Genomic DNA, 23402 nt, shown 5'->3' with positions numbered 1-23402 from the left:
AACTTCGGTCGCGAGTAGCAAATTCCAGCGACCGAATTAGCTGTCATTGCAAGTAGCCGGCCAGGTGCGGGCGCATAATCGAATAGCGGTCGGAGTCGATTGTGGATTCCGGCTGCCAGTACGAAGAGCCCGAGGTCGATCCGCGCCGTGTGACAGACCTCGAACACGATCAACCTGATCTCGGAACGCTAGGTGACAGAGGCATGACACAGGAACTGACCAGCGCTGATCCAGCGGTCGGCGGCGTCGCCAAACCGGTTCGAGCCAGGATCGTGGGTCTGGACGGGGTTCGCGGACTGCTGTGTCTCAGCATTGCGATCACCCACGTGACCGGTCATTACTCGCCGAATACCGCGGCCGCGTGGAAGACCAATGCCTTCGGATTCTCGCTGGTGTACTTCTTCGTTCTGAGTGGATTCCTGCTGTCGCTGCCGTTTCTGCGGAATCTGATGAAGGACCGCGCTGCGGCGGCGATCCCGAATGTGACCGATTACACAATCCACCGGTTGGCGCGGATTATGCCGGGTTACCTGGTGATCTTCCTCGTCTGCAATTTCGTCCTACAAGTGTCATACATCGGTAATCAGGCCACGTTCCCGCTCGGCGGCGACGCGGGCACGGGGATGATCACCGACCCGGGGATGCTGGCGGCGAACCTCACCCTGACGCAGTCCTACTTCCCTCAGTACATCCAGACCGGCATCAACCCGTCCTGGTCCCTGACTCTCGAGTACGCCTTCTACGCGTGCCTGCCTGTGCTGTTCCTCGGCGTCTTCGCGATGCGCAAGCGCATTCAGATGAACCCCCTGCTGCTCGCCTGCCTGGTGCCCGGTGCGCTGGTGGTGCTCGGGATGGCGGGTCGCGCCCTGATCCCGCTGGTCAACGCGCACTCCGGCACGACGGACTTCAACCTGCTGAACTGGGGCCCGACGTGGGCCGCGGTGTTCGCCAAGAGCTTCCTGACCAACGCGGACAACTTCGCGCTCGGCATGTTCGCCGCCATCCTGTTCGTCGCCATCGAGCGGGGAGTCCTTCCCGCGCGGGTGACGAAGCGCATCCGGCTGTTCAGCCTGCTCGCGATTCTTCCGGTCCTCGTCCTGTCCGCGCTGATGCTGGCGTTCGCCTCGCAGTTCGTCACCGCGGGTGTCGGAGTCGTCGCGGCCCTGATGATCCTGGTGATCGTGGTCCCGCTGGCACAGCACCGGAAGTCGCGGTTGGCCAACGCGCTGGACTTCGCGCCGATCCGCTTCGTCGGTGAGATCTCGCTGTCGGCGTACCTCTGGCACTTCCCGGTGCTGCTGATGCTGGGCCGATTCGGCTGGATGGCCGGTGACACGCTGCCGGGCATGCTGCAGAACACGGTGCTGGTGCTCAGCGTGACCGTCCTGATGGCCAGCATCACCTACTACCTCGTCGAGAAGCCCGCGATGAACTACGCCAAGCGGGTTCGCGCCCGCAGCAAGGCCAAGGCGGAGCGGCCCGAGAGCGCCGTGCCCGCAGCGGGCGCCTGACAGCGCCTCCGTTTCCCGCTTTGTACAGTGCGGTGTCATGGAGCGGCACCGCTATTGCGTGATCGGCGCCGGCATCGTCGGGTTGTCGACGGCACACCACCTGCTCGAAGCGGACCCCGGCGCGACGCTCGTCGTGCTCGACGGAGCCGATGAGGTCGCAGTCCACCAGACCGGCCACAACAGCGGTGTCATCCACTCCGGCATCTACTACGAACCCGGCAGCCTCAAGGCCACCCTGTGCCGGGCCGGCGAGCGGGCGACGAAGGAGTTCTGCACCGCCCACGGCGTCGCCTTCGACGAGTGCGGGAAGCTCATCGTCGCCACCGACGACGTCGAGGTGGCCCGGCTGGTCAAGCTGCAGGAGCGGGCCGCGGTCAACGGCATCACCTGTCAGCCGGTCGAACGCGGCGAACTCGCCGATCTCGAACCGAACGTCACCGGACTGCGAGCCCTGCACCTGCCCGCGACGGGCATCGTCGACTACCGGCTGGTCGCGGGCAAGCTCGCTGAGTTGGTCACCGCCGCGGGCGGCGAGGTGCGACTCGGCGCGCGCGTCGACGGCATCGTCGAGGGCGCTTCGGGAGTGACGGTGTCGACCGAGGCGGCGTCGCTGCGCTGCGACCGGCTGGTGGTGTGCGGCGGTCTGCAGGCCGACCGGCTCGCCGCGCTGGCGGGCCTGCACGCGGGTGTTCAGATCGTGCCGTTCCGCGGCGAGTACTACCAGTTGCCCTCCAGCCGAGCCGGATTCGTGCAACGGCTGATCTACCCGGTGCCGGATCCCGACCTGCCGTTCCTCGGCGTCCACCTCAGCCCGACGATCGACGGCGACATCACCGTCGGCCCGAGCGCGGTGCTGGGGCTAGCCCGCGAGGGGTATCCGAAGTTCTCTTTCGACGCCCGCGACGCGGCGGCGATGGCCCGGTTCCCCGGCCTGTGGCGCGTCGCGCGTGCCAACATCCGCACCGGGCTGCGGGAGATCCGGAACTCCGTGTCGAAGACCAGCTATCTGCGGGAGTGTCGCAAGTACACACCCGGTCTGACGGCCGACGACCTGCTGCCGCGCGAGGCCGGTATTCGGGCGCAGGCGGTGCGCAGGGACGGCACGCTGGTGCACGATTTCGTCATCGAACGCACCGAGCGGATGGTGCACGTGCTCAACGCGCCGTCGCCGGCCGCGACCGCGGCGCTACCGATCGGGCGGCGCATCGCGGCCATGGCGGAGGGCAGGAGCGCAGCGACCGGGGATTAGCGCGTGGTCAGCCCAGCGCGTCGTAGATCAGCGTGAAGTAGCGGTTGGTGCGCTCGCTGCCTTCGATGCCAGGGCCCATCTTGTTCATCACGTAGGCGATCGTGGTGCGACGGTCCGGGTTCATGCTCTCCCAGGACCCGCCCCAGCCACCCCAGAAGCAGATCTTCTCGTCGGGGATGTACGGAATCGTCTCGGGTGACGGCAGGCCGAAGCCGAGGCCGAACTTGATGTTGTGACCGGCGAGCACCAGATCCGGGCCGTCGCTCTGCACGTCGAAGATCTTCTCGATGGTCTCGGGTTGCAGCAGCGTGACACCGTCTCTCGCGCCACCGAGGGATACCACCGACAGGATCTTCGCCAGCGCCCTGGCGTTGGTGTGCCCGTTGGCGGCGCCGATGTCAGCGGCGCGCCACTCGGCGCTGTTCGCGACGTTCGGATCGGGTGCCGGTCCGGTGAACGTCTTGAGCATCTGTTCGGACCACTCCTGCATCGGGGGAATGCCCTCGAACGGATCCTCGGGAATGATGATCTCCGCGATGCGGCCGTGGTCCTCGGGCCTGGCGCCGATCTGGAAATCCGCACCCAGTGGGCCGGCGATCTCGTCGGCCACGAACTGCTTCAGGCTCGACCCGGTGAGCCGACGAACCACCTCGCCGATGAGGTGGCCGTAGTTCAGTGCGTGGTACCCCGACGCGGTGCCCGGCTCCCACCACGGCGCCTGCGCGGCCAGCATCGAGGTCGACTTCTCCCAATCCAGGACGTCCTCGACGGTGACGGGCTGATCCCATGCCGACACCCCCGACGTGTGGGACAGGAAATGGCGGAACTCGATGTCGCCCTTGCCGTTCGCACCGAACTCGGGCCACACGTCGGCGACGCGGGTGGTCGGCTGGATCAGTCCGCGGTCGATCATCATGAGCCCCGCCAGGGCCGTCACGGTCTTCGTGGAGGACCAGCCGTTGACGATGGTGTCCTTCGCCCACGGGGTGGTCCCGGCGGCATCGGCGTGTCCGCCCCAGACGTCGACGACGAGTTCGCCGTCGACGTCGATCGCGAGGCTCGCACCGACCTCCTCGCCGCTCTCGATCGCCGCGCCGAGTGCGTCGGCTACCTGAGTGAAGCGGGCATCGCAGTGGCCGTGGAGTAGTTCGTGCATGCTGTCATCCTGCGCCAGCGCCTGTGATTTCGGCGCGCTTTCACCCCATACGTGGGTGGTTGGCGCGTCGAAATCACAGGCTCAGGCGCTGGCGTCCCACGCCTCCCGGATGTCGCGCAGGCCCTGCTCGGTCAGCTTGCCGAACAGGCGCACCCGCGCCATGCCACCGTCGGGGTGGATGTCCAACCGCGCCTCGGTGATCGGCCGCTCATCGCGAATCCGGAAGCGGTGCCGGGTATCCGGCTGCAGGTCGGTCATGGGCAGCAGGTCGAACCAGTCCTCGTCGTCGGCGCGGCCGCGCAACCGCGCGGCGCCGGGTGCGTTGCCCACGAAGTACGACGTGTCCAGTTCCACGGCGTTGAGCAGACCGTGGCCGGCCAGATGCAGCTGCACCCAGTCGTTGCCCGAGTCGCGGCGGCGTGAGGTCTCCCAACCGTCGCCCATGGTCCTCGCGTTGCCCGGCAGCAGCAGGTTGTTGGGGGAGCTGTAGAACATGTTGGAGCAGGCGGTGATTCGGCCACCGTTCTCCATCGCCGCGAGGTCGAGCGTCATGTCCTCGGCGAAGTCGGGATTCAGCAGGCCCTCACCGTGCACGCGGAACCGCGCCACGCCGCCGTCGGGGTAGATCGACAGCCGCACATGGGTCCAGCGTTGGGTCGAGTTGACCTTGAAGGGGTTTCGCGTGTCGCCGTTGACCACCGAGCGTTCGACGATCGTCGTCCAGCCGACCTTGTCGACGAGTTCCTCCACGGACGGGTAGCCGTCGACGAACGCCGCCTCGACCGAGATCTGCGGCGGATAGTTGCCGGTGAACCACGCGGTGTCGACGACGACGCCGCGGACCACGCCCGGCACCCCGAGCCGGACGATCGCGGAGTCGTGCGAATCGCCGGTTGTGCCGCGCCGCCTGCGTGTCTCCCACCCGTCGTAGATCTGCCCCTTGTGGCCGAAAGTCGCCGGCCTGAACTCGGCGGGAGCCGGAGTGATCAGATTCTCCTTCTCGGCGAACACGTCGTCGTTCGCCCACACCACGGCGCCTCCGGCGGGCCGGGCCGCCAGGTCGGGCAGCGAGAGGAAGTGCGAATGCGCCCGGCTCGGCTGGGAGGGAGTCGTCACGCAGGGAAGCTTATCCACTCCCGCCGGTGGAGGTCCGTGCCGTGGATCCGGCCGCCGTCAGGCGATGGTGGCAAGCGCCTTCGCGTCTTCATCGGCGAACGCGTCCTCGAGGTGCAGCGGCGAGTAGTCGATGTCGATCTCCTCAAGCGGACGGCCGCGTGCGCTGCTGATCGTGCCGAACCGTCGCATGCCCTTATCGCTGGCGTACTGCTGGAACTCGTCCATCGTCAGACCGAACGGGATCTCGTCGTAGAGGGCGAACGACTCGTCGGTGTTCTGCAACGCCAACGGAATCAGCTCGGTCATCCGCGCTTCGAACACCCCCCAGTTGGCGTCGTCGGCTGCGACGTGGCGGCGGCAGGTGAAGGTGCCCCACGCCATGTGGCGTCGTTCGTCGTCGCCGATCCGCCGCACGATCTCCTGCATGCCCGGAAGTACGCCGCGGTCGACGCAAATACGTTGCCAGGCATAGTAACCCGTCAATGCCATCATGCCCTCGATGATGTGGTTGTAGGTCACGGAGGCGCGCACCTGCGCCGTCGGCGAGGCGTCGTTCGACAGTGCGTCGAGTGAACTGGGAAGCTCCTCGTAGAACATCTGCCGGTAGGCGGGCAGATCGTCGAGATAGTGATGAAGGTCCTCGGTGAGTCCGACGGCGTCGAGCCACATCCGAAACACCTGAGTGTGTTTGGCCTCCTCGAACGCGAACTGCGTCAGATACATCTCGTCGGCCAGTCGTCCTTCGGCCCGCATCGCCGCCATGAACGGCTGGATGTCCTGGGTGACCGCTTCCTCGCCTGCGATGAACTGAGCGCACAGGCGCGCGGCCCAGTCGCGCTCGAGGGTGGACAGCGACTCCCAGTCCTCGCGGTCGCGCGAGAAGTCGATGTCGGCGGGGTTCCAGAACTTCGCGTTCCCGCCCGCGAACAGCTTCATCGGCAGGCTGTTCCAATTCAGGCCGCCCGCGTCGAGCGTGGCGGAATTCTTCCGTGTCATCTGGTGACCTCCTTGGTCGGCACTGAGACTGGATCGATGGACAAGGTGGAGGCGAAGGCGTCCGCGAGGACGGCGACGAGCCTGCGCACGGCGAGCGCGGGCTGTTCCGGGGTGGGGTCGTCGAGTCCCAGGACCGGGTCCATGCCGCGCACGTACGGCGCCAGCGCCATGTGCGGAAAGATCATCAACAACAGCGACAACAACGCGTCGGTGTCGCACTCCGCTCGGAGGTCACCGCGTGCGTGGGCGTCGCGGACGAGCGGCCGCAGCACTTCGAGGTAGTGGCGGTGGATGACGGACCGCACGCTCACGCGGGCGTCGGCGTCGACTTCGAAACTCGACGCGGCGTGTAGGGCGCGGTCCTGCGGATGGTCGGCGAAGTAGGCCACCCAGGTGTCGAGCAGATCGGTGAGGAACTCGAAGAACGGCCGGCTCGGGTCGAGCTCGCGGATGCGGTCCTCGATGTGGGAGCGGACGCGCTGGCTACCGATGTCGGCGATGTAGGCGTAGAGGTCGCGCTTGTCCGCGAAGTACTGGAACAGGCTGCCTTTCGCGACTCCGGCGCGCCGCGCGATGACGTTCAGACTGCCCTGCGAGAAGCCGTGCGCACCGAACTCGGCCTCTGCGGCTTCGATTACGGCCGCGCGGCGACGCGGATCGACGCGAGCCCAGGTGACTGTTGGCATCGCAGACCTCCCAGTGGAGAATGACCACTGGTCATAATACTGTGAGCCACGTCACCGTCAAGGGCCGGAGCGTGGACAGCCGGCCGGAGTTACCAGTTGTGGTAGCCGCCCTCGGGTCCCAGCATCCGCTCGAGCCTGCTGCGGTTGATCTTCGCGAGCTCGTTGCGCAGAACCTTGCGTTCCATGTCGACGTCGTGGTGCATGCGGTCCGCGATGGCCGCCAGCACGTCGGTGGCGCCGAGCCCGCCGACGTGCATCACGAAGCCGAAGCCGTACCGGTCGGCGTAGCCGCGGGCCGCCTCGCTCAACTCGGTCATCACCGCAGGGTCGTCATCCCAGACCGAGCACTGCTCGGCGGCCGACTTGGCGCTGCGGGGACGACGACCGACGTGCGGGCACGCGTCGAGGATCTGGTCGACGCACTCCTCCGACAGGGCGAACAGCAGGGCGTCGGCGCGCCGGAACAGCGCGTCGTGATCGTCGTAGGGGCGGCCGCGCGCCAGGTCACGGGCCAGCGTGTAGCTGTTGGCGCACTCGTAGAGCGCGTGTACGGCTTTGCGTTCGGCGAGCGCATTGAACGCGTCGAGGCCGATTCCCTGATGCATCAACACACGGCCATGATCGAAGGCCGAAACCACGACCGCGTTACCCCGTGTTACGGGGGTGCTAAATCACTTCACACACCGTCGAACGTCGAGTTAATCGCGAGTAATCACGCGGATTTCGCGCTTAGCTTCACGCTCGGCGGCAGTGAATCGCCGAGCTAGTGCCCTTCGGCCTTGAACCGCTCGATCGACCGGTTCACCTCGGCCTCGGCCTCGGCGCGGCCCACCCAGCTGGAACCCTTGACGAACTTGCCCGGCTCGAGGTCCTTGTAGTGCACGAAGAAGTGCTCGATGGCCTTGAGTTCGAAGTCGTCGATGTCGCCGAGGTCCTGCACGTGGTCCCACCGCGGGTCGCCTGCGGGCACGCAGAGCACCTTGTCGTCGCCACCCTTCTCGTCTGTCATCTGGAACATGGCGACGGGGCGCGCATCCAGCGCTGCGCCGGGGAACAGCGATTCGGGCAGCAGCACCAGCGCGTCGAGCGGATCGCCGTCCTCGCCGAGGGTGTCCTCGATGAAGCCGTAATCGGTGGGGTAGCCGAACGCGGTGTACAGGTAGCGATCGAGCTTGACCTTGCCGGTTTCGTGATCGACCTCGTACTTGTTGCGTGAACCCTTCGGGATCTCGATGACGACCTCGAACTCCACGGCCACGGCTCCTTCACGTCTCAACCAGCGTCGTCGGGGCGACGAACCGGGTCCACCATAGACGAGCGATACCCTGAGCTCTCAGGGTTGCTCGCCAGCCCGGCTATCTGAGGAGAGTCATGCGGCCCACGAAGTGGCGCCGGTCCACCCACGTGTTGATCGGCGTGGCGGTGCTGATCCTGGTGGCGGCCGTGGTCGGCGTCGCCGCGGTGAACGCCAATGACCATCGCGAGGTGGTGGCGCTCCCGGCCCAGCCCGCGGCCGTGACGCCGCAACCCGCGGTCGTCGCGCTGGCGGACACCGCTCCCGAACCGCTGCCCGCCCGCTTGGCCGCCGTTCTCGCGCCGTTCGCCGCCAACCCCGACCTCGGCCTGCTCGGCGGCCGCGTCACCGACGCCGAGACCGGCGAGCAGTTGTGGGAGCGGGGCGACGACGTGCCGATGCAGCCAGCGTCCGTCAACAAGGTGCTCACCGCCGCGGCGGCTCTCCTGTCGCTCGATCGCGACGCCGTGCTGACCACCGAGGTGCTGATGGACCCGGACGAACCGGGGCTGGTCATCCTCAAGGGCGGCGGCGACCCCACGCTGTCGGCGGCCGCACCCGGTGAGTCGACCTGGTACCGCGGGGCGGCCCGCATCAGCGACCTGGCCGAGCAGGTGCGCGACGCCGGTTTCGCCGCCACGTCGGTGCAGGTCGACCTCAGCGCGTACAGCGGGCCGACGCTGGCACCCGGCTGGGATCCGCTCGACATCAAGAACGGCGACATCGCGCCGATGGAATCGGTGATGCTCGACGGCGGGCGCATCCAGCCCGTCAGCGTCGACTCCTGGCGTTCCGACACCCCCGGCCTGGACGCGGGCCGCGCGCTGGCCGTTGCGCTCGGCGTCGACCCGAAGGGCGTGACCGTCATCCGCACCACACCCGCCAACGCCGAGTCGATCGGCGAGGTGCACTCGCCGCCGCTCATCGAGCGGCTGCGCCAGATGATGAACGACTCCGACAACGTGATGGCCGAGTCGACCGGCCGGGAGGTCGCAGCGCAGCGCGGACTGCCGCAGAGCTTCGACGGCGCCGCGGAGGCGGTGCTCGCCGAGTTGAAGGACAACGACATCAACACAGCGGGTGCGTTCCTGCGCGACTCCAGTGGACTGTCCGTCGAGGACCGGCTGACGGCGCTGACACTCGACGAGGTGGTCAACGTCGCGGTGGGGGACGAGCACCCGAGGCTGCGTCCACTCGTCGACCTGCTGCCCATCGCCGGTGGCAGCGGCACGCTGTCCAACCGCTACCTCGACACCGACGCTGGGCGCGACGCCGCCGGGTTCCTGCGCGCCAAGACCGGATCGCTCACCGGCACCAACGCGTTGGCGGGCATCGTCACCGACAGCAGCGGTCGGGTGCTGACGTTCTCCCTGATCTCGAACAACGCGGGCCCGACGGGGCGCACCGCCATCGACGCGCTCGCCGCCGCGCTGCGATCCTGCGGGTGCGGACCGTGAGCGCGCAACGGCCGACCGTCGGCCGCACCGTCGACTGGGCCTTCGCCGCCACCGTCGGCACGAAGCTCGTCCGACCCGCGCCGCCGGTGACCGACTACACCCGCGAGCAGGCCGTCACCGAACTCGACGAGGCGTCGCGGCGCGCCGAGTTGCCGGTACGTGAGGTCACCCTGTTGGCCGAGGGTGCGGAGGTGCCCGACGCGCGCATCGTCGATCGGCCCGAATGGGTCCATGCGGCAACGGAATCCATGCGGATGATGACAGGCGGCAATGCCGACGGGAAGGCGAGCGGTTTCGTGTCCGGCCGGATCACCGGCGCGCAGACCGGAGCGGTCCTGGCGTTCGTGTCGTCGGGCATCCTGGGCCAGTACGACCCGTTCTCCGCGCGCGGGGGCGAGTTGCTCCTGGTGTACCCGAACATCATCGCCGTCGAGCGACAGCTTCGGGTGTCGCCCAGCGATTTCCGGTTGTGGGTGTGCCTGCACGAGGTCACCCACCGCGTGCAGTTCCGCGCCAATCCGTGGCTCGCCGACCACATGTCGCAGGCCCTCGCGGTGCTCACCGACGAGAAGGGGCAGGACGTCACCGACGTCGTCGGCCGACTCGGTGAGCTCGTCCGCGATCGCCGCAACGGCGCTGCGGCCGAACCGAACTCGGAGGGCGTGCTCGGCGTGATGCGCGCGATCCAATCTGAGCCGCAACGCAAGGCGCTCGACGAGCTGCTGGTACTGGGCACGCTGCTGGAGGGGCACGCCGACCACGTGATGGACGCCGTCGGGCCCGCCGTGGTGCCGTCGGTGGCCACCATCCGACGCCGGTTCAACGAGCGCAGGCAGCGCAGGCAGCCGCCGCTGCAGCGACTGGTCCGCGCGCTGCTCGGGTTCGACGCCAAGATGGCGCAGTACACGCGCGGCAAGGCGTTCGTCGACCACGTCGTGACGACCGTCGGGATGGCGCGCTTCAACACGGTCTGGACGAATGCCGAAACGCTGCCGCTGCCAGCCGAAGTCGACGAACCGCAGCGATGGATCGACCGGGTCCTGTAGCCGCGCTGCGCACTGCCGTCGCGCGGTTCGGCGCCGCCCATCTGCCCGACGGCCGGCCGTGGTGCGTCGCGCTCTCCGGTGGCGCCGACTCGCTGGCACTGACCGCCGCGGGCGCCGCGTGCAGGCCGACCACGGCGCTGATCGTCGATCACGGGCTCCAGTCCGAGTCCGGTGAGGTCGCCGACCGGGCGCGCGATCAGGCGATGGACCTGGGATGTGTTGCCGCGCAGGTGATCCGCATCGATGTCGGGCGCGCCGGCGGGCCCGAGGCGGCGGCCCGCGCCGCCAGGTACGCCGCCCTGGAATCGGCCCGCGGCGGGGCACCCGTCCTGCTCGCGCACACGCTCGACGATCAGGCCGAAACCGTCCTGCTCGGCCTCGGGCGCGGCTCCGGTCCGCGCTCCACCGCGGGTATGCGTCCCTACGACGCGCCCTGGTGCCGGCCGCTGCTCGCAGTCCGCCGCGCCACCACCGAGGCGGCCTGCGCCGAGCTCGGGGTGTCGCCCTGGCACGACCCGCACAACGTCGACCCCCGCTTCACCAGGGTGCGGTTGCGCACCGAGGTGCTGCCGCTCCTCGAGGACGTCCTCGGCGGAGGCGTCGCCGAGGCCCTGGCCCGTACCGCGACGGCGCTGCGCGAGGACACCGACACCCTCGACGGGCAGGCGGCGGAGGCGTTCACGAGGCTGCACTCCGGCGGCCGACTGGTCGTCGCGGAGGTCTCGGTACTGCCCACGGCGGTGCGGCGCCGCGTCCTGCGGGCCTGGCTGCTCGAGGGCGGCGCAGGTGATCTGACCGACGGGCAGATCCGCTCCGTCGACGCCCTGCTCACCGATTGGCACGGCCAGGGGGGCGTCGCCGTCAGCTCGAGCCTGCGCGAGCAGCGCCTGTTCGCGGGTCGCCGAGACGGCCGCTTGGTGCTCTGGCGGGAACCGGTTCGGTGACGCCGGGGCGCGCGAACGATTCCGAATGGAAGACGCGGTGCCCTCGTGGTGGTCGAGTCGGCGTGGACATGGCACGCTGATGGCCGTGCCCGCGCATCCCGCCGACGAGCTCTACCCCGGCGACATCAAGTCGGTACTGCTGTCCGAAGACGAGATCCAGGCCAAAGTCGACGAGTTGGCCGCACAGATCGGCGCGAACTACCGCGGCGGCGACGGCGACGATCTGCTGCTCATCACCGTCCTCAAGGGCGCGGTCATGTTCGTCACCGACCTCGCCCGAGCGATCCCCGTGCCGACTCAGCTGGAGTTCATGGCGGTCAGCTCCTACGGCTCGTCGACGTCGTCGTCGGGCGTCGTGCGCATCCTCAAGGACCTCGACCGCGACATCAACGACCGTGACGTGTTGATCGTCGAGGACATCGTCGACTCCGGGCTCACGCTGTCGTGGCTGCTGCGCAACCTCGCGACCCGAGGCCCCCGTTCGCTGAAGGTGTGCACGCTGCTCCGCAAGCCCGACGCCATGCGCGCCGTCGTGGACATCGAGTACATCGGCTTCGACATCCCCAACGAATTCGTCGTGGGCTACGGCCTGGACTACGCCGAGCGGTACCGCGACCTGCCCTACATCGGCACCCTTGAGCCGAAGGTGTACGAAGAAACCTAGCCGTCGAAAGGGAGTTCCGTGGCAGCCCCCACCACCACCGCCGACACCGCCCTTCGCATCTGTCCCTTCTGCGAGGCGACGTGCGGACTGACGCTCACAATCGACGCCGGTCGCATCACCGGTGCCCGCGGTGACCGCGAGGACGTCTTCAGCGCCGGCTTCATCTGCCCGAAGGGTGCGAGCTTCGGCGAACTCGACGGCGATCCCGACCGTCTCACCGGCCCGCTGGTGCGCCGCGACGGCGAACTCGTCGAGGTGTCCTGGGGGGAGGCCTACGACGTGGTGGCGGAGCGGCTCGGTGCCGTCGTCGAAGCGCACGGTGGTGCGTCGGTCGCGGTGTACGTCGGCAACCCGAATGCGCATACCATCGCGGGCGCGCTGTACGTACCGCTGATCGTTAAGGGCCTTGGCACCCAACAGCTCTACTCGGCGAGCACGCTCGACCAGATGCCCAAGCACGTCTCGCTGGGGCTCATGTTCGGCAATGCGCTGGCGTTCACGGTGCCCGATCTCGATCGCACCGACCACCTGGTCGTCATCGGCGCCAACCCGCTGGTGTCGAACGGAAGCCTGGCCACCGCCGCGGACTTCGGCGGCAAGCTCAAGGCGCTGCGCAAGCGCGGCGGCCGCCTCGTCGTGATCGACCCGGCGCGCACCCGCACGGCCGAACTGGCGGACACGCACATCGCGCCGCGGCCCGGCACCGATGCCGCTCTCCTGCTCGCCGTCGTGCACACGCTGTTCGACGAGGACCTGGTGACTCTGGGTGACCTGGCCGACCACGTCGTCGGCGTCGACGAAATGCGGATGCTGGCAGCGGATTTCGCACCCGAGGCCGTCGAGGCGCACTGCGGGGTGCCCGCTGCGCAGATCCGCACGCTGGCGCGCGACCTCGCCGCCGCACCGTCCGCGGCGGTCTACGGACGCATCGGCACGTCGACCGTCGAGTTCGGCACGCTGGGCAGCTGGCTCGTCGACGTCGTCAACATCCTGACCGGCAACCTCGACCGTCCCGGCGGTGCCATGTTCCCGCAGTCGGCCGTCGGTCCGGCACCACGACCGCCGAAGCCGGGCAAGGGTTTTCGGACCGGCCGGTGGCGCAGCCGGGTGTCCGGCTTTCCCGAGGTGCTGTCCGAACTGCCGACCGCGGCGCTGCCGGAGGAACTCGAAGCGCCGGGGGACGACCGGATCCGGGCCGTCGTCACCATCGCGGGCAACCCGGTGCTGTCGGCGCCGGACGGCGAGAGGCTGAGCAAGGCGCTCTCTCGTGTCGACTTCATGCTGAGCGTCGACCCGTACCTGAACGAGACGACCCGGCACGCCGACGTCATCCTGCCGCCACCCCCGCCGTCGCGCAGCGCGCACTTCGACGTCGCACTGGCCGGCGCCTCGGTGCGCAACAACGCCAGGTACTCGCCGCCCGCGCTGCCTCTCGAACCGGGCAGGCCCGACGAGCCGGAGATCCTGTCGCGCATCGCGCTGATCCTCTACGGCATGGGCCCGCACGCCGACCCTGCGCTCGTCGACGAGCAGGTGATCGCGATGACGCTGACCAAGGAGACCGCCGACCCCGACTCACCGGTCGCCGGGCGCGCCGTCGACGACCTCGTCGCGATGTTGCCCGAGGGCCGTGGTTACGAGCGCAGGCTCGACATGATGCTGCGCCTCGGGCCCTACGGAGACGCGTTCGGCGCCGAGCCCGACGGGCTGACGCTCGAGCGGCTGAAGGCGGCCCCGCACGGCATCGACCTCGGGGCGCTGCGGCCGCGGCTCACCGAGATCCTGCGTACACCTTCGGGAAAGGTCGAGTTGGTGCCCGAGTCGCTGGCTGTCGACGTGGCGCGGCTACGCGGTGCGCTGAGCAGAGTCGACGACGGCTTCCTGCTCATCGGGCGACGGCATCTGCGCTCGAACAACAGCTGGATGCACAACCTGCCCGCGCTCGCCGGTGGAACGAATCGCTGCACGCTGCAGATGCATCCGGCCGATGCGGCCGACCTCGGCATCACCGACGCGGCGCGCATCAAGGGCCCCGGTGGCGAGTTGGAGGCGCCCGTCGAGCTGACCGACGCGATGCGCCGCGGCGTGGTGTCGCTACCCCACGGCTGGGGCCACGACCGCGCGGGGACGAAGTTGTCGGTGGCCGCGGGCCAGCCGGGGGTGAACGTCAACCAGCTCAACGACGGAACGGCGCTCGATCCGCTGTCGGGAACCGCTGTGCTGAACGGGATTCCGGTCCAACTGTCCCCGATTCCCTAACGCTCGCGGGGCTCAGGTGAGCTCCCAGACCACCGTGACCGAGAAGCCGACGGTCTGCTGCCCCGGTTCGACCGGCGGCGCCGCGGCCTCCATCGTGCCGAAGCGCGGCATCGGCGTCGGCGGCGGCACGGTGGCGCCGGCCTCGGTGATGGAGATGACGTTCCCCAGGGTCAACTCGGCGAGGCCGGCGTACTGGTTGGCGCGGTCCTTGGCGTCGTTGAACGCCCGTGCGCGGGCGTCCTTGATCAGCTGCGAGTCGTCGGAGAACGAGAAGCTGGGCGAGTCGATCCGCGTCGCGTTGCCGCCGATGGTCTGGATGGTCGTCGTCGCCGGTCCCAGCGCGTCGATGTTGCGGAACGTGATCGCGATCGTGTTCGTGGCGGTGTAGCCGGTGATCACCGAGTTGTCGCCGTACTGCGGCTGCACGCTCAAATCGCTTGTGGTGATGTCCTTCTGGTCGATGCCCTGAGTCTTGAGCGCATCGATCACCTGCGTCATCTTGGTGTTGGTCTGCTCCGAGGCGGTGGCGCCGTCGGGCGCCGTCGACACGATCGACGCGTTGATGGAGGCGTTGTCGGGAGTGCCCTGCACCTTGCCCTCGCCGACGACCGTGACCTGGCGCGGCGCCGGTCCACCCGCTCCGCCCACCGACGTCGCGGGTTTCGCCTCGCAGGCCGCGACCCCGACGATGGTCAGCCCGGCGGCTGCGAGGACGAGGATTCGAGTCGGCAGCTTCGCCCACGCGCGCTTCAGCATGGGGGCAACCCTACCGATCCGACGGCGCGGCTCACGGCCACTCGAGCGTTCCGAGGAACTCCAGCAGCGTGGCGGTCACGTCGGCGGGCCGCTCCTCGGGGAGCCAGTGGCCGCCGTCGAGAAGCACCTCGCGGTACTCGCCGGTGACGATGTCGCGCACCCGGTCCCGCGGCGTGTAGGCCAGCGTCGGGTCCTCATGACCGCCGATGAACAGGGCGGGCGCGGTGATCGCCGCGGCGGGCGGCGACGCCGTCAACTCCCAGTTGCGATCGAAGCAGCGGTACCAGTTCAGCGGACCGGTGAATCCGCTCCTGGCGAACGCGGTGACGTAGTGCTCGAATTCGGCCGCACTGAGCCACGGCGGCAGGTGACCGGGGTCCGCGATGCGGTCGAGGAAACCCGTCGGGTTCGGCACCGACGAGGGCGCCGTGAGGTCGGCGGCCATGATCTTGCGCAGCGTCGTCGCCGGGTCCGCTGCCAGTTCGCGGTCGGCGGGACCCACGTCCTGGAAGTAGAGGATGTAGAAGAACTCGTCGCCGAACAGGCGCCGGAACGCCTGCGTCGTCGGGACGCGCGGCCGCGGCACCGGCGGAAAGCTGATCCCGACGACGCCGGCCACGCGGTCGGGATGCAGCAGCGGCGCACCCCACGCCACGACGCCGCCGAAGTCGTGGCCGACGAGGACCGCCTTCTCGGCACCCACCTCGTCGAGCAGTCCCACGACGTCGGCCGACAGGTCGGCGACGGTGTACGCGTCGACCTCCGCGGGGGCCGACGAGCCGCCGTAGCCGCGCTGGTCCGGTGCGACGACGTGATAGCCCGCGGCGGCCAGGGCGGGGATCTGATGACGCCACGTGTACGCCAACTCGGGGAAGCCGTGCAGCAGTACGACCACCGGGGCACCGGCGTCGCCGGCCTCGGTGACCTGCAGCGTTACTCCGTTGGTGGCGATCATCCGGGTGCTCACGCGCCGAGCGTACGGTCCGCCGACACGCGTGCGCTCGGGCGTTACGCCGTCGGGAACAATCGTTCGTTGGTCTAGCGGTAACCTGAAACGAACCGAGCAGCGCAGACGGAAGGACTGGGTCGGGGGTCTGTCCCGCGGCCGGAGAACCGATGAACCGTAAGAACGTCATCCGAACCCTCACCGCCATTGCGGTCGTGCTGCTCGCGGCCTGGTTCTTCTACTACCTCAGCGACGACACCCGCGACTACGCGCCGGTCGACACGTCGGTGGCGGTGGCGCAGATCAACTCGGACAACGTCAACAGCGCCCAGATCGACGACCGCGAACAGCAGGTCCGGTTGGACCTCAAGAACGGCAACAGCGGCACCGAGGGCAAGACCCAGATCATCACCAAGTACCCGACCGGGTACGGCGTCGAACTGTTCAATGCCCTGACCGCGAAGAACGTCAAGACCAACACCACGGTCAACGAGGGCAGCGTGCTCGGCTCGCTGCTCATCTACATGCTGCCGCTGCTGCTGCTGGTCGGCCTGTTCGTGATGTTCTCGCGCATGCAGAGCGGCGGCCGGATGGGCTTCGGCTTCGGGAAGTCCAAGGCCAAGCAGCTCTCCAAGGACATGCCGAAGACCACCTTCGCCGACGTCGCAGGTGTCGACGAAGCGGTCGAAGAGCTCTACGAGATCAAGGACTTCCTGCAGAACCCGACGCGGTATCAGGCGCTCGGCGCCAAGATCCCCAAGGGCGTGCTGCTCTACGGTCCGCCCGGCACGGGCAAGACGCTGCTCGCGCGTGCGGTCGCGGGTGAGGCCGGGGTGCCGTTCTTCACGATCTCCGGGTCGGACTTCGTCGAGATGTTCGTCGGCGTCGGCGCCTCCCGCGTCCGCGACATGTTCGAGCAGGCCAAGCAGAACAGCCCGTGCATCATCTTCGTCGACGAGATCGACGCCGTCGGCCGCCAGCGCGGCGCGGGCATGGGCGGCGGACACGACGAGCGCGAGCAGACCCTCAACCAGCTGCTCGTCGAGATGGACGGGTTCGGTGACCGGCAGGGCGTCATCCTGATCGCCGCCACCAACCGGCCCGACATCCTGGACCCCGCGCTGCTGCGGCCCGGCCGCTTCGACCGGCAGATCCCGGTGTCCAACCCCGACCTCGCCGGCCGCAAGGCCGTACTGCGCGTGCACTCCGCGGGCAAGCCGATCGCGCCCGACGCCGACCTCGACGGACTCGCCAAGCGCACCGTCGGCATGTCCGGCGCCGACCTCGCCAACGTCATCAACGAGTCGGCCCTGCTGACCGCTCGCGAGAACGGCACCGTCATCACCGGCGCCGCGCTCGAGGAGGCCGTCGACCGGGTCGTGGGCGGCCCGCGCCGCAAGGGCCGCATCATCAGCGAACACGAGAAGAAGATCACGGCCTACCACGAGGGCGGCCACACGCTGGCCGCCTGGGCGATGCCGGACATCGATCCCATCTACAAGGTGACGATCCTCGCCCGCGGCCGCACCGGCGGGCACGCCATGGCCGTCCCCGAGGACGACAAGGGTCTGATGACCCGCTCCGAGATGATCGCCCGCCTGGTGTTCGCGATGGGCGGACGCGCCGCCGAGGAACTCGTCTTCCGCGAGCCGACCACCGGTGCCTCCTCGGACATCGACCAGGCCACCAAGATCGCCAGGGCGATGGTCACCGAGTACGGCATGAGCAGCAAGCTCGGCGCGGTCCGCTACGGCACCGAGCACGGCGACCCGTTCCTCGGCCGGACGATGGGCACGCAATCCGACTTCGGGCACGAGGTCGCCCGCGACATCGACGACGAGGTCCGCAAGCTCATCGAGGCCGCCCACACCGAGGCGTGGGAGATCCTCGCCGAGTACCGCGACGTGCTCGACATCCTGGCCGGCGAGCTCCTGGAGAAGGAGACGCTGCACCGCGCCGAGCTCGAGGCCATCTTCGCCGACGTGAAGAAGCGCCCGCGCCTGACGATGTTCGACGATTTCGGCGGCCGGGTGCCGTCGGACAAGCCGCCCATCAAGACTCCCGGCGAGCTCGCGATCGAACGCGGGGAGCCGTGGCCGCCGCCGATGCCCGAGCCCGCGTTCAAGGCCGCGATCGCCGAGGCCAGTCGAGTGGCGCAAGCCGAGGCTCAGCGCAACGGAGCCAACGGCAGCAACGGCAGCAACGGGAACGGCTCGCCGGTCAACGGCGTGCCCGCCAACGGCGCGACTCAGCCCGACTACGGCGCCCCCGCGGGCTGGCACGCGCCGGGCTGGCCGCCCGGCGGTCCCGGTCAACACCCGGCGCCCGCCCAGTACCCGCCCCCCGGCCAGTACGGGCAGTACCCCCAGCAGGGGCAGCCGGGTCAGTACCCGCCGCCCTACGGATGGGCGCCGCCGCAAGCCGGCCACTACCCGCCGTACCAGTCGTATCCGCAGCCGGGACAACCCGTCCCTCACGACGAGAAGGGCGACCGGCCCGACGACCGGCCGACCCCACCCTCGGGCTGACCAGAAACGGAGCCATACATGACGCGGCAGCTCGACAACGCCCCGTTCACCCCGTCGAAGTTCGATCAGGATCGAGCCGAGGCGGCGGTGCGCGAGTTGTTGCTCGCGGTGGGGGAGGACCCCGACCGACACGGGCTCATCGACACTCCGGCGCGCGTTGCGCGGGCGTACCGGGAGATGTTCGCGGGGCTGTACGACGACCCGGACGAGGTCCTCAACACCACCTTCGACGAGCAGCACGACGAGCTCGTCCTGGTGAAGGACATCCCGATGTACTCCACGTGCGAGCACCATCTGGTGGCGTTCCACGGGATGGCGCATGTCGGCTACATCCCCGGAATCGACGGGCGGGTGACCGGGCTGTCGAAGCTGGCCAGGGTCGTCGACCTCTACGCGAAGCGGCCGCAGGTGCAGGAGCGGCTCACCACGCAGATCGCCGACGCGCTGGTCCGCAAGCTGAATCCACGGGGTGCCATCGTGGTCATCGAAGCCGAGCACCTGTGCATGGCGATGCGCGGGGTGCGCAAGGCCGGCGCGACGACGACGACGTCCGCCGTGCGCGGACAGTTCAAGACCGACAAGGCTTCTCGATCCGAAGCGCTGGACCTGATATTGCGCAAGTGAGTCCGTCGCTCGCCCCGCTGGTGATGGGGGTCGTCAACGTCACCGACGACTCCTTCTCCGATGGCGGGCGGTTTCTCGACCCCGACCGCGCCATCGCGCACGGTGTGCGACTGGCGGCCGACGGTGCGTCGATCGTCGACGTCGGCGGTGAGTCGACTCGCCCCGGCGCCACCCGCGTCGACTCGGGTGTCGAGATATCCCGAATCGCGCCGGTGGTGAAAGCCCTTGCCGGACAAGGGCTCGTCGTCAGCATCGACACCATGCACGCCGGGGTGGCCTGCGCGGCGCTCGAGAACGGCGCGCAGATCGTCAACGACGTGTCGGGGGGCCGCGCGGATCCCGACATGGCGAGGGCGGTCGCCGACGCCGGCGTGCCGTGGATCCTGATGCACTGGCGATCGGTCGCCGCCGACCGCCCACACGACGTGCCCGACTACGGCGACGTCGTCGCCGATGTGCGCGCGGAGCTCCTCGCGTCCGTGGACGCCGCGGTCGCCGCGGGTGTCGACCCGGCCAAACTCGTCATCGATCCGGGGCTGGGTTTCGCGAAGTCCGCGGAGCACAACTGGGCCCTGCTGCGCGCACTGCCGGAACTCGTCGGCACCGGGATCCCCGTGCTCGTCGGCGCGTCGCGCAAGCGGTTCCTCGGCACGCTGCTGGCCGACGACGAGGGGTCGCCGCGCCCACCGGACGGTAGGGAGACGGCCACCGCCGTCATCTCGGCGCTGGCGGCACGCCACGGCGCGTGGGGCGTCCGCGTGCACGACGTCCGGGGATCGGTCGACGCGCTCAAAGTGGTCGAGGCGTGGGAGGGGATTCAGGCGGGGCAGCAGCGGAGCGACTCGGGGGATGGGGTGCGATCGGGTGTCTGACCGAATCGAGTTGCGGGGCTTGACCGTTCGAGGACATCACGGGGTGTTCGACTACGAGCGGCGCGACGGTCAGGACTTCGTCGTCGACATCACGGTGTGGCTCGACCTCGAGGCGGCCGCCGCCAGCGACGACCTCGCGGACACCCTCGACTACGGCGCGCTGGCGCAGCGCGCCGCCGCGGTCATCTCGGGTCCCCCGCGCGACCTCATCGAAACGGTGTCGGCGGAGATCGCCGAGGACGTCATGACCGATGACCGGGTACACGCGGTCGAGGTCGTGCTGCACAAGCCGAATGCGCCGATCCCACTGACGTTCTCCGACGTCGCGGTCGTCGCGCGGCGGTCCAGGCGGGGTACGCGAGGCGCGTCTTGAGCCGCGTCGTCCTGTCGATCGGTTCCAATGTCGGGGACCGTCTCGCGCACCTTCAGTCGGTGGTCGACGGGTTGGGGTCGGCGGTGCGCGCGGTGTCGCCGGTCTACGAGACACCACCGTGGGGCGGCGTCGAACAGGGCCCGTTCCTCAACGCCGTGCTGATCGCCGAGAGCCCCGAGATCGATGCCCGTGCCTGGCTGCACCGCGGTCAAACCCTCGAGCGGGCGGCGCAGCGGGTGCGCGAACAGCACTGGGGCCCGCGGACTCTGGACGTCGACGTGATCACCTGCCTGGAGGGTGTCACCCAGGTCTTCAGCGACGATGACGAGCTGAGGCTGCCGCACCCGTACGCGCACCAGCGCGCGTTCGTGCTCGTGCCGTGGTTCGCGCTGGAGCCGGCCGCGACGTTGACGGTCGACGGGATGGCTCGACCGCTGGAGGAACTGCTCGCCGCGCTTCCCGCCGACGAGCGTGCCGGGGTGCAACGCATCGACATGCTGCTGGAGACCTGATGGGGCCGACACGGAAACGCGACCTGCTGGGGGCCGCGGTCGTGGTCGCGATCGCCGGCTACCTCGTGGTGCTGGGGGCGTATCGCTGGTTCCCGCCGATCACGCTGCTGACCGGGATCTCGCTGCTCCTCGTCGCGGCCGCCGAGTTCGGCTGGGCGTTCCACGTCCGCGCCAAGATCGCCGAGGGCGAGATCGGCGACGCCCGCGGCTGGCTGCACCCGCTGTCGGTGGCCCGCTCGGTCACCGTGGCCAAGGCGTCCGCGTGGGTGGGCGCCGTGATGCTCGGCTGGTGGGTCGGCGTGCTGGCGTTCGTGCTGCCCCGGCGCGGGGGACTCCGTGTCGCAGCGGCGGACACCCCCGGCGTCATCGTCGCGGCGGTGAGTGCGCTGGCACTGGTCATCGCCGCACTGTGGCTTCAGCATTGCTGCAAGTCGCCGCACGAGCCGCCGGAGGATCCCGAGGGCGTGCTGGAGTAGCTGATGCCATACCTGACCTGCCGAATCGCCGGAGTGGTCGACACGCTGAGTGACCTGTGACGGGTACAGTCGGCCCATGACCGAACCCACCCGCGGAGTGCGCCAGCGGCGCAGCAACCGCAGGCCGGGATGGGTCTTGCTGACGGTGTTGCTGGTGCTGGCCATCGTGGCCAGCTCCGCGCTGGTGTTCACCAACAAGGTGGAACTTCTGAAGCTCGCTGTCATCATCGCACTGTGGGCTGCGGTTGTCGCAGCGTTCATCTCGTTCATCTATCGCAGACAGGCTGATATCGACCAGGCCAAGGCCCGCGATCTCAAGCTGGTCTACGACCTCCAGCTCGATCGGGAGATCTCCGCACGCCGTGAATACGAGCTGTCGGTGGAGTCGCAGCTGAGACGGGAGCTGGCTTCGGAGCTGCGAGCGCAGTCGTCCGACGAGATCGCCAGCCTGCGCGCCGAGCTCGCGGCGCTGCGCGCGAACCTCGAGATCCTGTTCGACACCGACCTGGCGCACCGACCGGCGCTGGAGACCGAACGCACCGCGGTGCACACCTTCGGCCGGGTGATCAGCAGCAGGATCGACGCCGAAGAGCAGGCGGACGAGGAGCCGCACACCGACGAGAGCCCGATCATCGACGTTCCGGCGGAGCCGGATCCGCCCGAGTACGAGTGGGCGTTGTCGCGCGACGAGGGCGGTGCACACCGTCGGGCGTCCGATCGTGCGTCGGCGGCGTGGCGGCCCGCCGAACCGCCGCCTCCCGCGCCCCGTGCCCCGGAGCAGCCGCGCGAAGCCGAGTTGCGTTTCCCGTGGCTGCCGCCGGAGCCACCCCCGGCCTCGACGCCCGCGCCCCGCCCCGCGCCCGTGCCTCCCCCTGCGCCTGCGCCTGCGCCCAAACCGGAACCGGAACCCGCCCCGACACCCGCGCCACCGGTGTCGACGCCGCCCGCGCCTCCGGTGTCGACGCCGCCCGCGGCTGCGTCCACCCCGCCGGCGTCGCCGTGGCGAGAACCCGAGCGACCCGGCAGGCACACTCAGCCCGGGGCGGCCCCCGGCTGGCAGCCGGCGCCCGCCGAGGGATTGTTCATTCCCGCTGGGCACCCCGGCAGCAACTGGCAGTCGCCCGCCGCCGAGAACGGCATCGGCACACCGTCTGTTCCGCCGACGAAGCCCGAACCCGAGGCGTCCGAACCCGTCGCGTCCGCACCACCGGTCGAGCCGCCCGCCCCGTCCACCCCGCCCGCCATGACGCCCCCGCCGACCGAGGGGCGCCGCGGCAGGCACACCCCGGCGGAGACCAACGGCGATGACGCACCCCGCCGGGCTCGCCACTACGCTCCCGGCGCCGATCCGGGCCGGCCGGCGCCGACGCTCGCGACCCCGTCCAGCACGCCCGCGGGCCCGCCGCCGGAGGACGCGCCGTCCGCCCGCCACCGGGGAGCCGAGGAGACGCCGCCCGTCGACGCCGGGCAACACGCGGGTGGACAGCCGCTGTCGGAACTGCTGGCTCGCCTGCAGGTGTCGCAGTCCGAAGGCGGCAGGCGCAGACGGCGCGAGGACTGATTCTTCGGGCTAGCGGTTCTGCAGGTTGGCGACGTGCTGCGGGCCGTGGTGGGCCTGCCAACCGCCCTGCTGGGTGGGGGCCGGGGTGGCGGTCGTCTGCGGGCTGTAGCTGTAACCGGGGCCGGTGGGGGCCTGGGTCTGAGCGCTGGCCATGCCAGCCAGGCCGAGGGCGGCGCCGCCGAGGATGCCTGCGGAGACGACGGGGAGGGCGATTATGCGGGCGATGCGAGTCATTTCAGTGAATCCTTCTGTGTGAGTTGGCTTCTAGCTGTCTGCCGCCGGTGTGTTCCGGCGATGGGATAACTATGTCGCGATGCAGGGTCGACGTATGTCGGGCGACCGGTGGATGCCGCGGGGGAATCGCGTGTCCACCGAT

General features: G+C 69.4%; 23 protein-coding genes. 14 read left to right on the top strand and 9 right to left on the bottom strand.

The window, feature by feature from the left end; genetic code table 11:
* Positions 1-203 precede the first annotated feature (203 nt).
* The gene (locus NM203_RS25910) at positions 204-1511 is read left to right on the top strand and encodes an acyltransferase family protein (protein WP_255063470.1); all 1308 of its coding nucleotides are present in this window, start codon (positions 204-206) and stop codon (positions 1509-1511) included.
* A 37-nt stretch (positions 1512-1548) separates the two neighbouring features.
* Positions 1549-2760 (top strand): L-2-hydroxyglutarate dehydrogenase, encoded by a 1212-nt coding sequence (gene lhgO / locus NM203_RS25905; RefSeq protein WP_255063469.1) that lies wholly within the window; start codon positions 1549-1551, stop codon positions 2758-2760.
* A 7-nt stretch (positions 2761-2767) separates the two neighbouring features.
* Here the strand turns inward: lhgO and NM203_RS25900 are convergent, their stop codons facing one another.
* From NM203_RS25900 to NM203_RS25875, 6 genes are all read right to left on the bottom strand, one after another.
* Positions 2768-3916: a serine hydrolase domain-containing protein gene (locus NM203_RS25900; protein WP_255063468.1), complete on the bottom strand. Its 1149-nt coding sequence runs from the start codon at positions 3914-3916 to the stop codon at positions 2768-2770.
* Positions 3917-3997: 81 nt separating this feature from the next.
* Positions 3998-5032 (bottom strand): allantoicase, encoded by a 1035-nt coding sequence (alc, locus tag NM203_RS25895; protein ID WP_408633413.1) that lies wholly within the window; start codon positions 5030-5032, stop codon positions 3998-4000.
* 57 nt (positions 5033-5089) lie between these two features.
* Positions 5090-6028 carry a R2-like ligand-binding oxidase gene (locus tag NM203_RS25890; RefSeq protein ID WP_255063467.1) on the bottom strand — a complete coding sequence of 313 codons (939 nt, stop codon included), beginning with the start codon at positions 6026-6028 and terminating at the stop codon, positions 5090-5092.
* The gene (locus NM203_RS25885) at positions 6025-6714 is read right to left on the bottom strand and encodes a TetR/AcrR family transcriptional regulator (RefSeq protein ID WP_255063466.1); all 690 of its coding nucleotides are present in this window, start codon (positions 6712-6714) and stop codon (positions 6025-6027) included. Before NM203_RS25885 ends, NM203_RS25890 begins: the two co-directional genes overlap by 4 nt.
* Positions 6715-6803: 89 nt before the next feature.
* Complete coding sequence (locus NM203_RS25880; protein WP_255063598.1) at positions 6804-7319, bottom strand: 2-oxo-4-hydroxy-4-carboxy-5-ureidoimidazoline decarboxylase; 516 nt, start codon at positions 7317-7319, stop codon at positions 6804-6806.
* 158 nt (positions 7320-7477) lie between these two features.
* Positions 7478-7966 (bottom strand): inorganic diphosphatase, encoded by a 489-nt coding sequence (locus tag NM203_RS25875; protein ID WP_255063465.1) that lies wholly within the window; start codon positions 7964-7966, stop codon positions 7478-7480.
* 119 nt (positions 7967-8085) lie between these two features.
* Here NM203_RS25875 and dacB point away from each other — a divergent pair, with 119 nt between their 5' ends.
* The 5 genes from dacB (at position 8086) to NM203_RS25850 (ending at position 14378) form a co-directional block, all read left to right on the top strand.
* The gene (gene dacB / locus NM203_RS25870; protein WP_255063464.1) at positions 8086-9465 is read left to right on the top strand and encodes a D-alanyl-D-alanine carboxypeptidase/D-alanyl-D-alanine endopeptidase; all 1380 of its coding nucleotides are present in this window, start codon (positions 8086-8088) and stop codon (positions 9463-9465) included.
* Entirely contained in the window at positions 9462-10511 is a 1050-nt protein-coding gene (locus tag NM203_RS25865; protein WP_255063463.1) for an Rv3626c family coenzyme F420 biosynthesis-associated protein, read from the top strand. The genes dacB and NM203_RS25865 overlap by 4 nt, the downstream gene beginning before the upstream one ends.
* The gene (gene tilS, locus NM203_RS25860) at positions 10490-11455 is read left to right on the top strand and encodes a tRNA lysidine(34) synthetase TilS (RefSeq protein WP_255063462.1); all 966 of its coding nucleotides are present in this window, start codon (positions 10490-10492) and stop codon (positions 11453-11455) included. Before NM203_RS25865 ends, tilS begins: the two co-directional genes overlap by 22 nt.
* A 79-nt stretch (positions 11456-11534) precedes the next feature.
* Positions 11535-12119, top strand: coding sequence for a hypoxanthine phosphoribosyltransferase (gene hpt / locus NM203_RS25855; RefSeq protein WP_255063597.1), 585 nt, complete (start codon positions 11535-11537; stop codon positions 12117-12119).
* 18 nt (positions 12120-12137) lie between these two features.
* The gene (locus NM203_RS25850) at positions 12138-14378 is read left to right on the top strand and encodes a molybdopterin-dependent oxidoreductase (RefSeq protein ID WP_255063461.1); all 2241 of its coding nucleotides are present in this window, start codon (positions 12138-12140) and stop codon (positions 14376-14378) included.
* Between the two features lie 12 nt (positions 14379-14390).
* On the opposite strand, the gene NM203_RS25845 is transcribed toward NM203_RS25850, so the two are convergent.
* Together NM203_RS25845 and NM203_RS25840 are read right to left on the bottom strand one after the other, a co-directional pair.
* Entirely contained in the window at positions 14391-15134 is a 744-nt protein-coding gene (locus NM203_RS25845; RefSeq protein WP_255063460.1) for an SIMPL domain-containing protein, read from the bottom strand.
* A gap of 31 nt (positions 15135-15165) precedes the next feature.
* Positions 15166-16089: an alpha/beta hydrolase gene (locus tag NM203_RS25840; protein WP_255063596.1), complete on the bottom strand. Its 924-nt coding sequence runs from the start codon at positions 16087-16089 to the stop codon at positions 15166-15168.
* Between the two features lie 161 nt (positions 16090-16250).
* On the opposite strand from NM203_RS25840, the gene ftsH reads away from it, so the two are divergent.
* The 7 genes from ftsH (at position 16251) to NM203_RS25805 (ending at position 23026) form a co-directional block, all read left to right on the top strand.
* Entirely contained in the window at positions 16251-18608 is a 2358-nt protein-coding gene (gene ftsH / locus NM203_RS25835; protein WP_255063459.1) for an ATP-dependent zinc metalloprotease FtsH, read from the top strand.
* A gap of 18 nt (positions 18609-18626) precedes the next feature.
* Positions 18627-19232: a GTP cyclohydrolase I FolE gene (gene folE, locus NM203_RS25830; protein WP_255063458.1), complete on the top strand. Its 606-nt coding sequence runs from the start codon at positions 18627-18629 to the stop codon at positions 19230-19232.
* Between the two features lie 23 nt (positions 19233-19255).
* Complete coding sequence (gene folP / locus NM203_RS25825) at positions 19256-20104, top strand: dihydropteroate synthase (RefSeq protein ID WP_255063595.1); 849 nt, start codon at positions 19256-19258, stop codon at positions 20102-20104.
* Positions 20097-20477 carry a dihydroneopterin aldolase gene (gene folB / locus NM203_RS25820; protein WP_255063457.1) on the top strand — a complete coding sequence of 127 codons (381 nt, stop codon included), beginning with the start codon at positions 20097-20099 and terminating at the stop codon, positions 20475-20477. Before folP ends, folB begins: the two co-directional genes overlap by 8 nt.
* Complete coding sequence (gene folK / locus NM203_RS25815; protein ID WP_255063456.1) at positions 20474-20989, top strand: 2-amino-4-hydroxy-6-hydroxymethyldihydropteridine diphosphokinase; 516 nt, start codon at positions 20474-20476, stop codon at positions 20987-20989. Before folB ends, folK begins: the two co-directional genes overlap by 4 nt.
* Positions 20989-21465, top strand: coding sequence for a DUF3180 domain-containing protein (locus NM203_RS25810; RefSeq protein ID WP_255063455.1), 477 nt, complete (start codon positions 20989-20991; stop codon positions 21463-21465). Before folK ends, NM203_RS25810 begins: the two co-directional genes overlap by 1 nt.
* 76 nt (positions 21466-21541) lie before the next feature.
* Complete coding sequence (locus tag NM203_RS25805) at positions 21542-23026, top strand: DUF6779 domain-containing protein (RefSeq protein WP_255063454.1); 1485 nt, start codon at positions 21542-21544, stop codon at positions 23024-23026.
* A gap of 9 nt (positions 23027-23035) precedes the next feature.
* On the opposite strand, the gene NM203_RS25800 is transcribed toward NM203_RS25805, so the two are convergent.
* A complete protein-coding gene (locus NM203_RS25800) occupies positions 23036-23260 on the bottom strand; it encodes a hypothetical protein (protein ID WP_255063453.1) in 225 nt (74 codons plus the stop codon).
* Between the last annotated feature and the right edge of the window lie 142 nt (positions 23261-23402).

It is taken from the genome of Mycolicibacterium arenosum, from assembly GCF_024320865.1.
GTDB classification, from domain to species: domain Bacteria; phylum Actinomycetota; class Actinomycetes; order Mycobacteriales; family Mycobacteriaceae; genus Mycobacterium; species Mycobacterium arenosum.
Note: the sequence above shows the minus strand (reverse complement) of the source record. Positions and strands in the feature narration are given on the sequence as shown.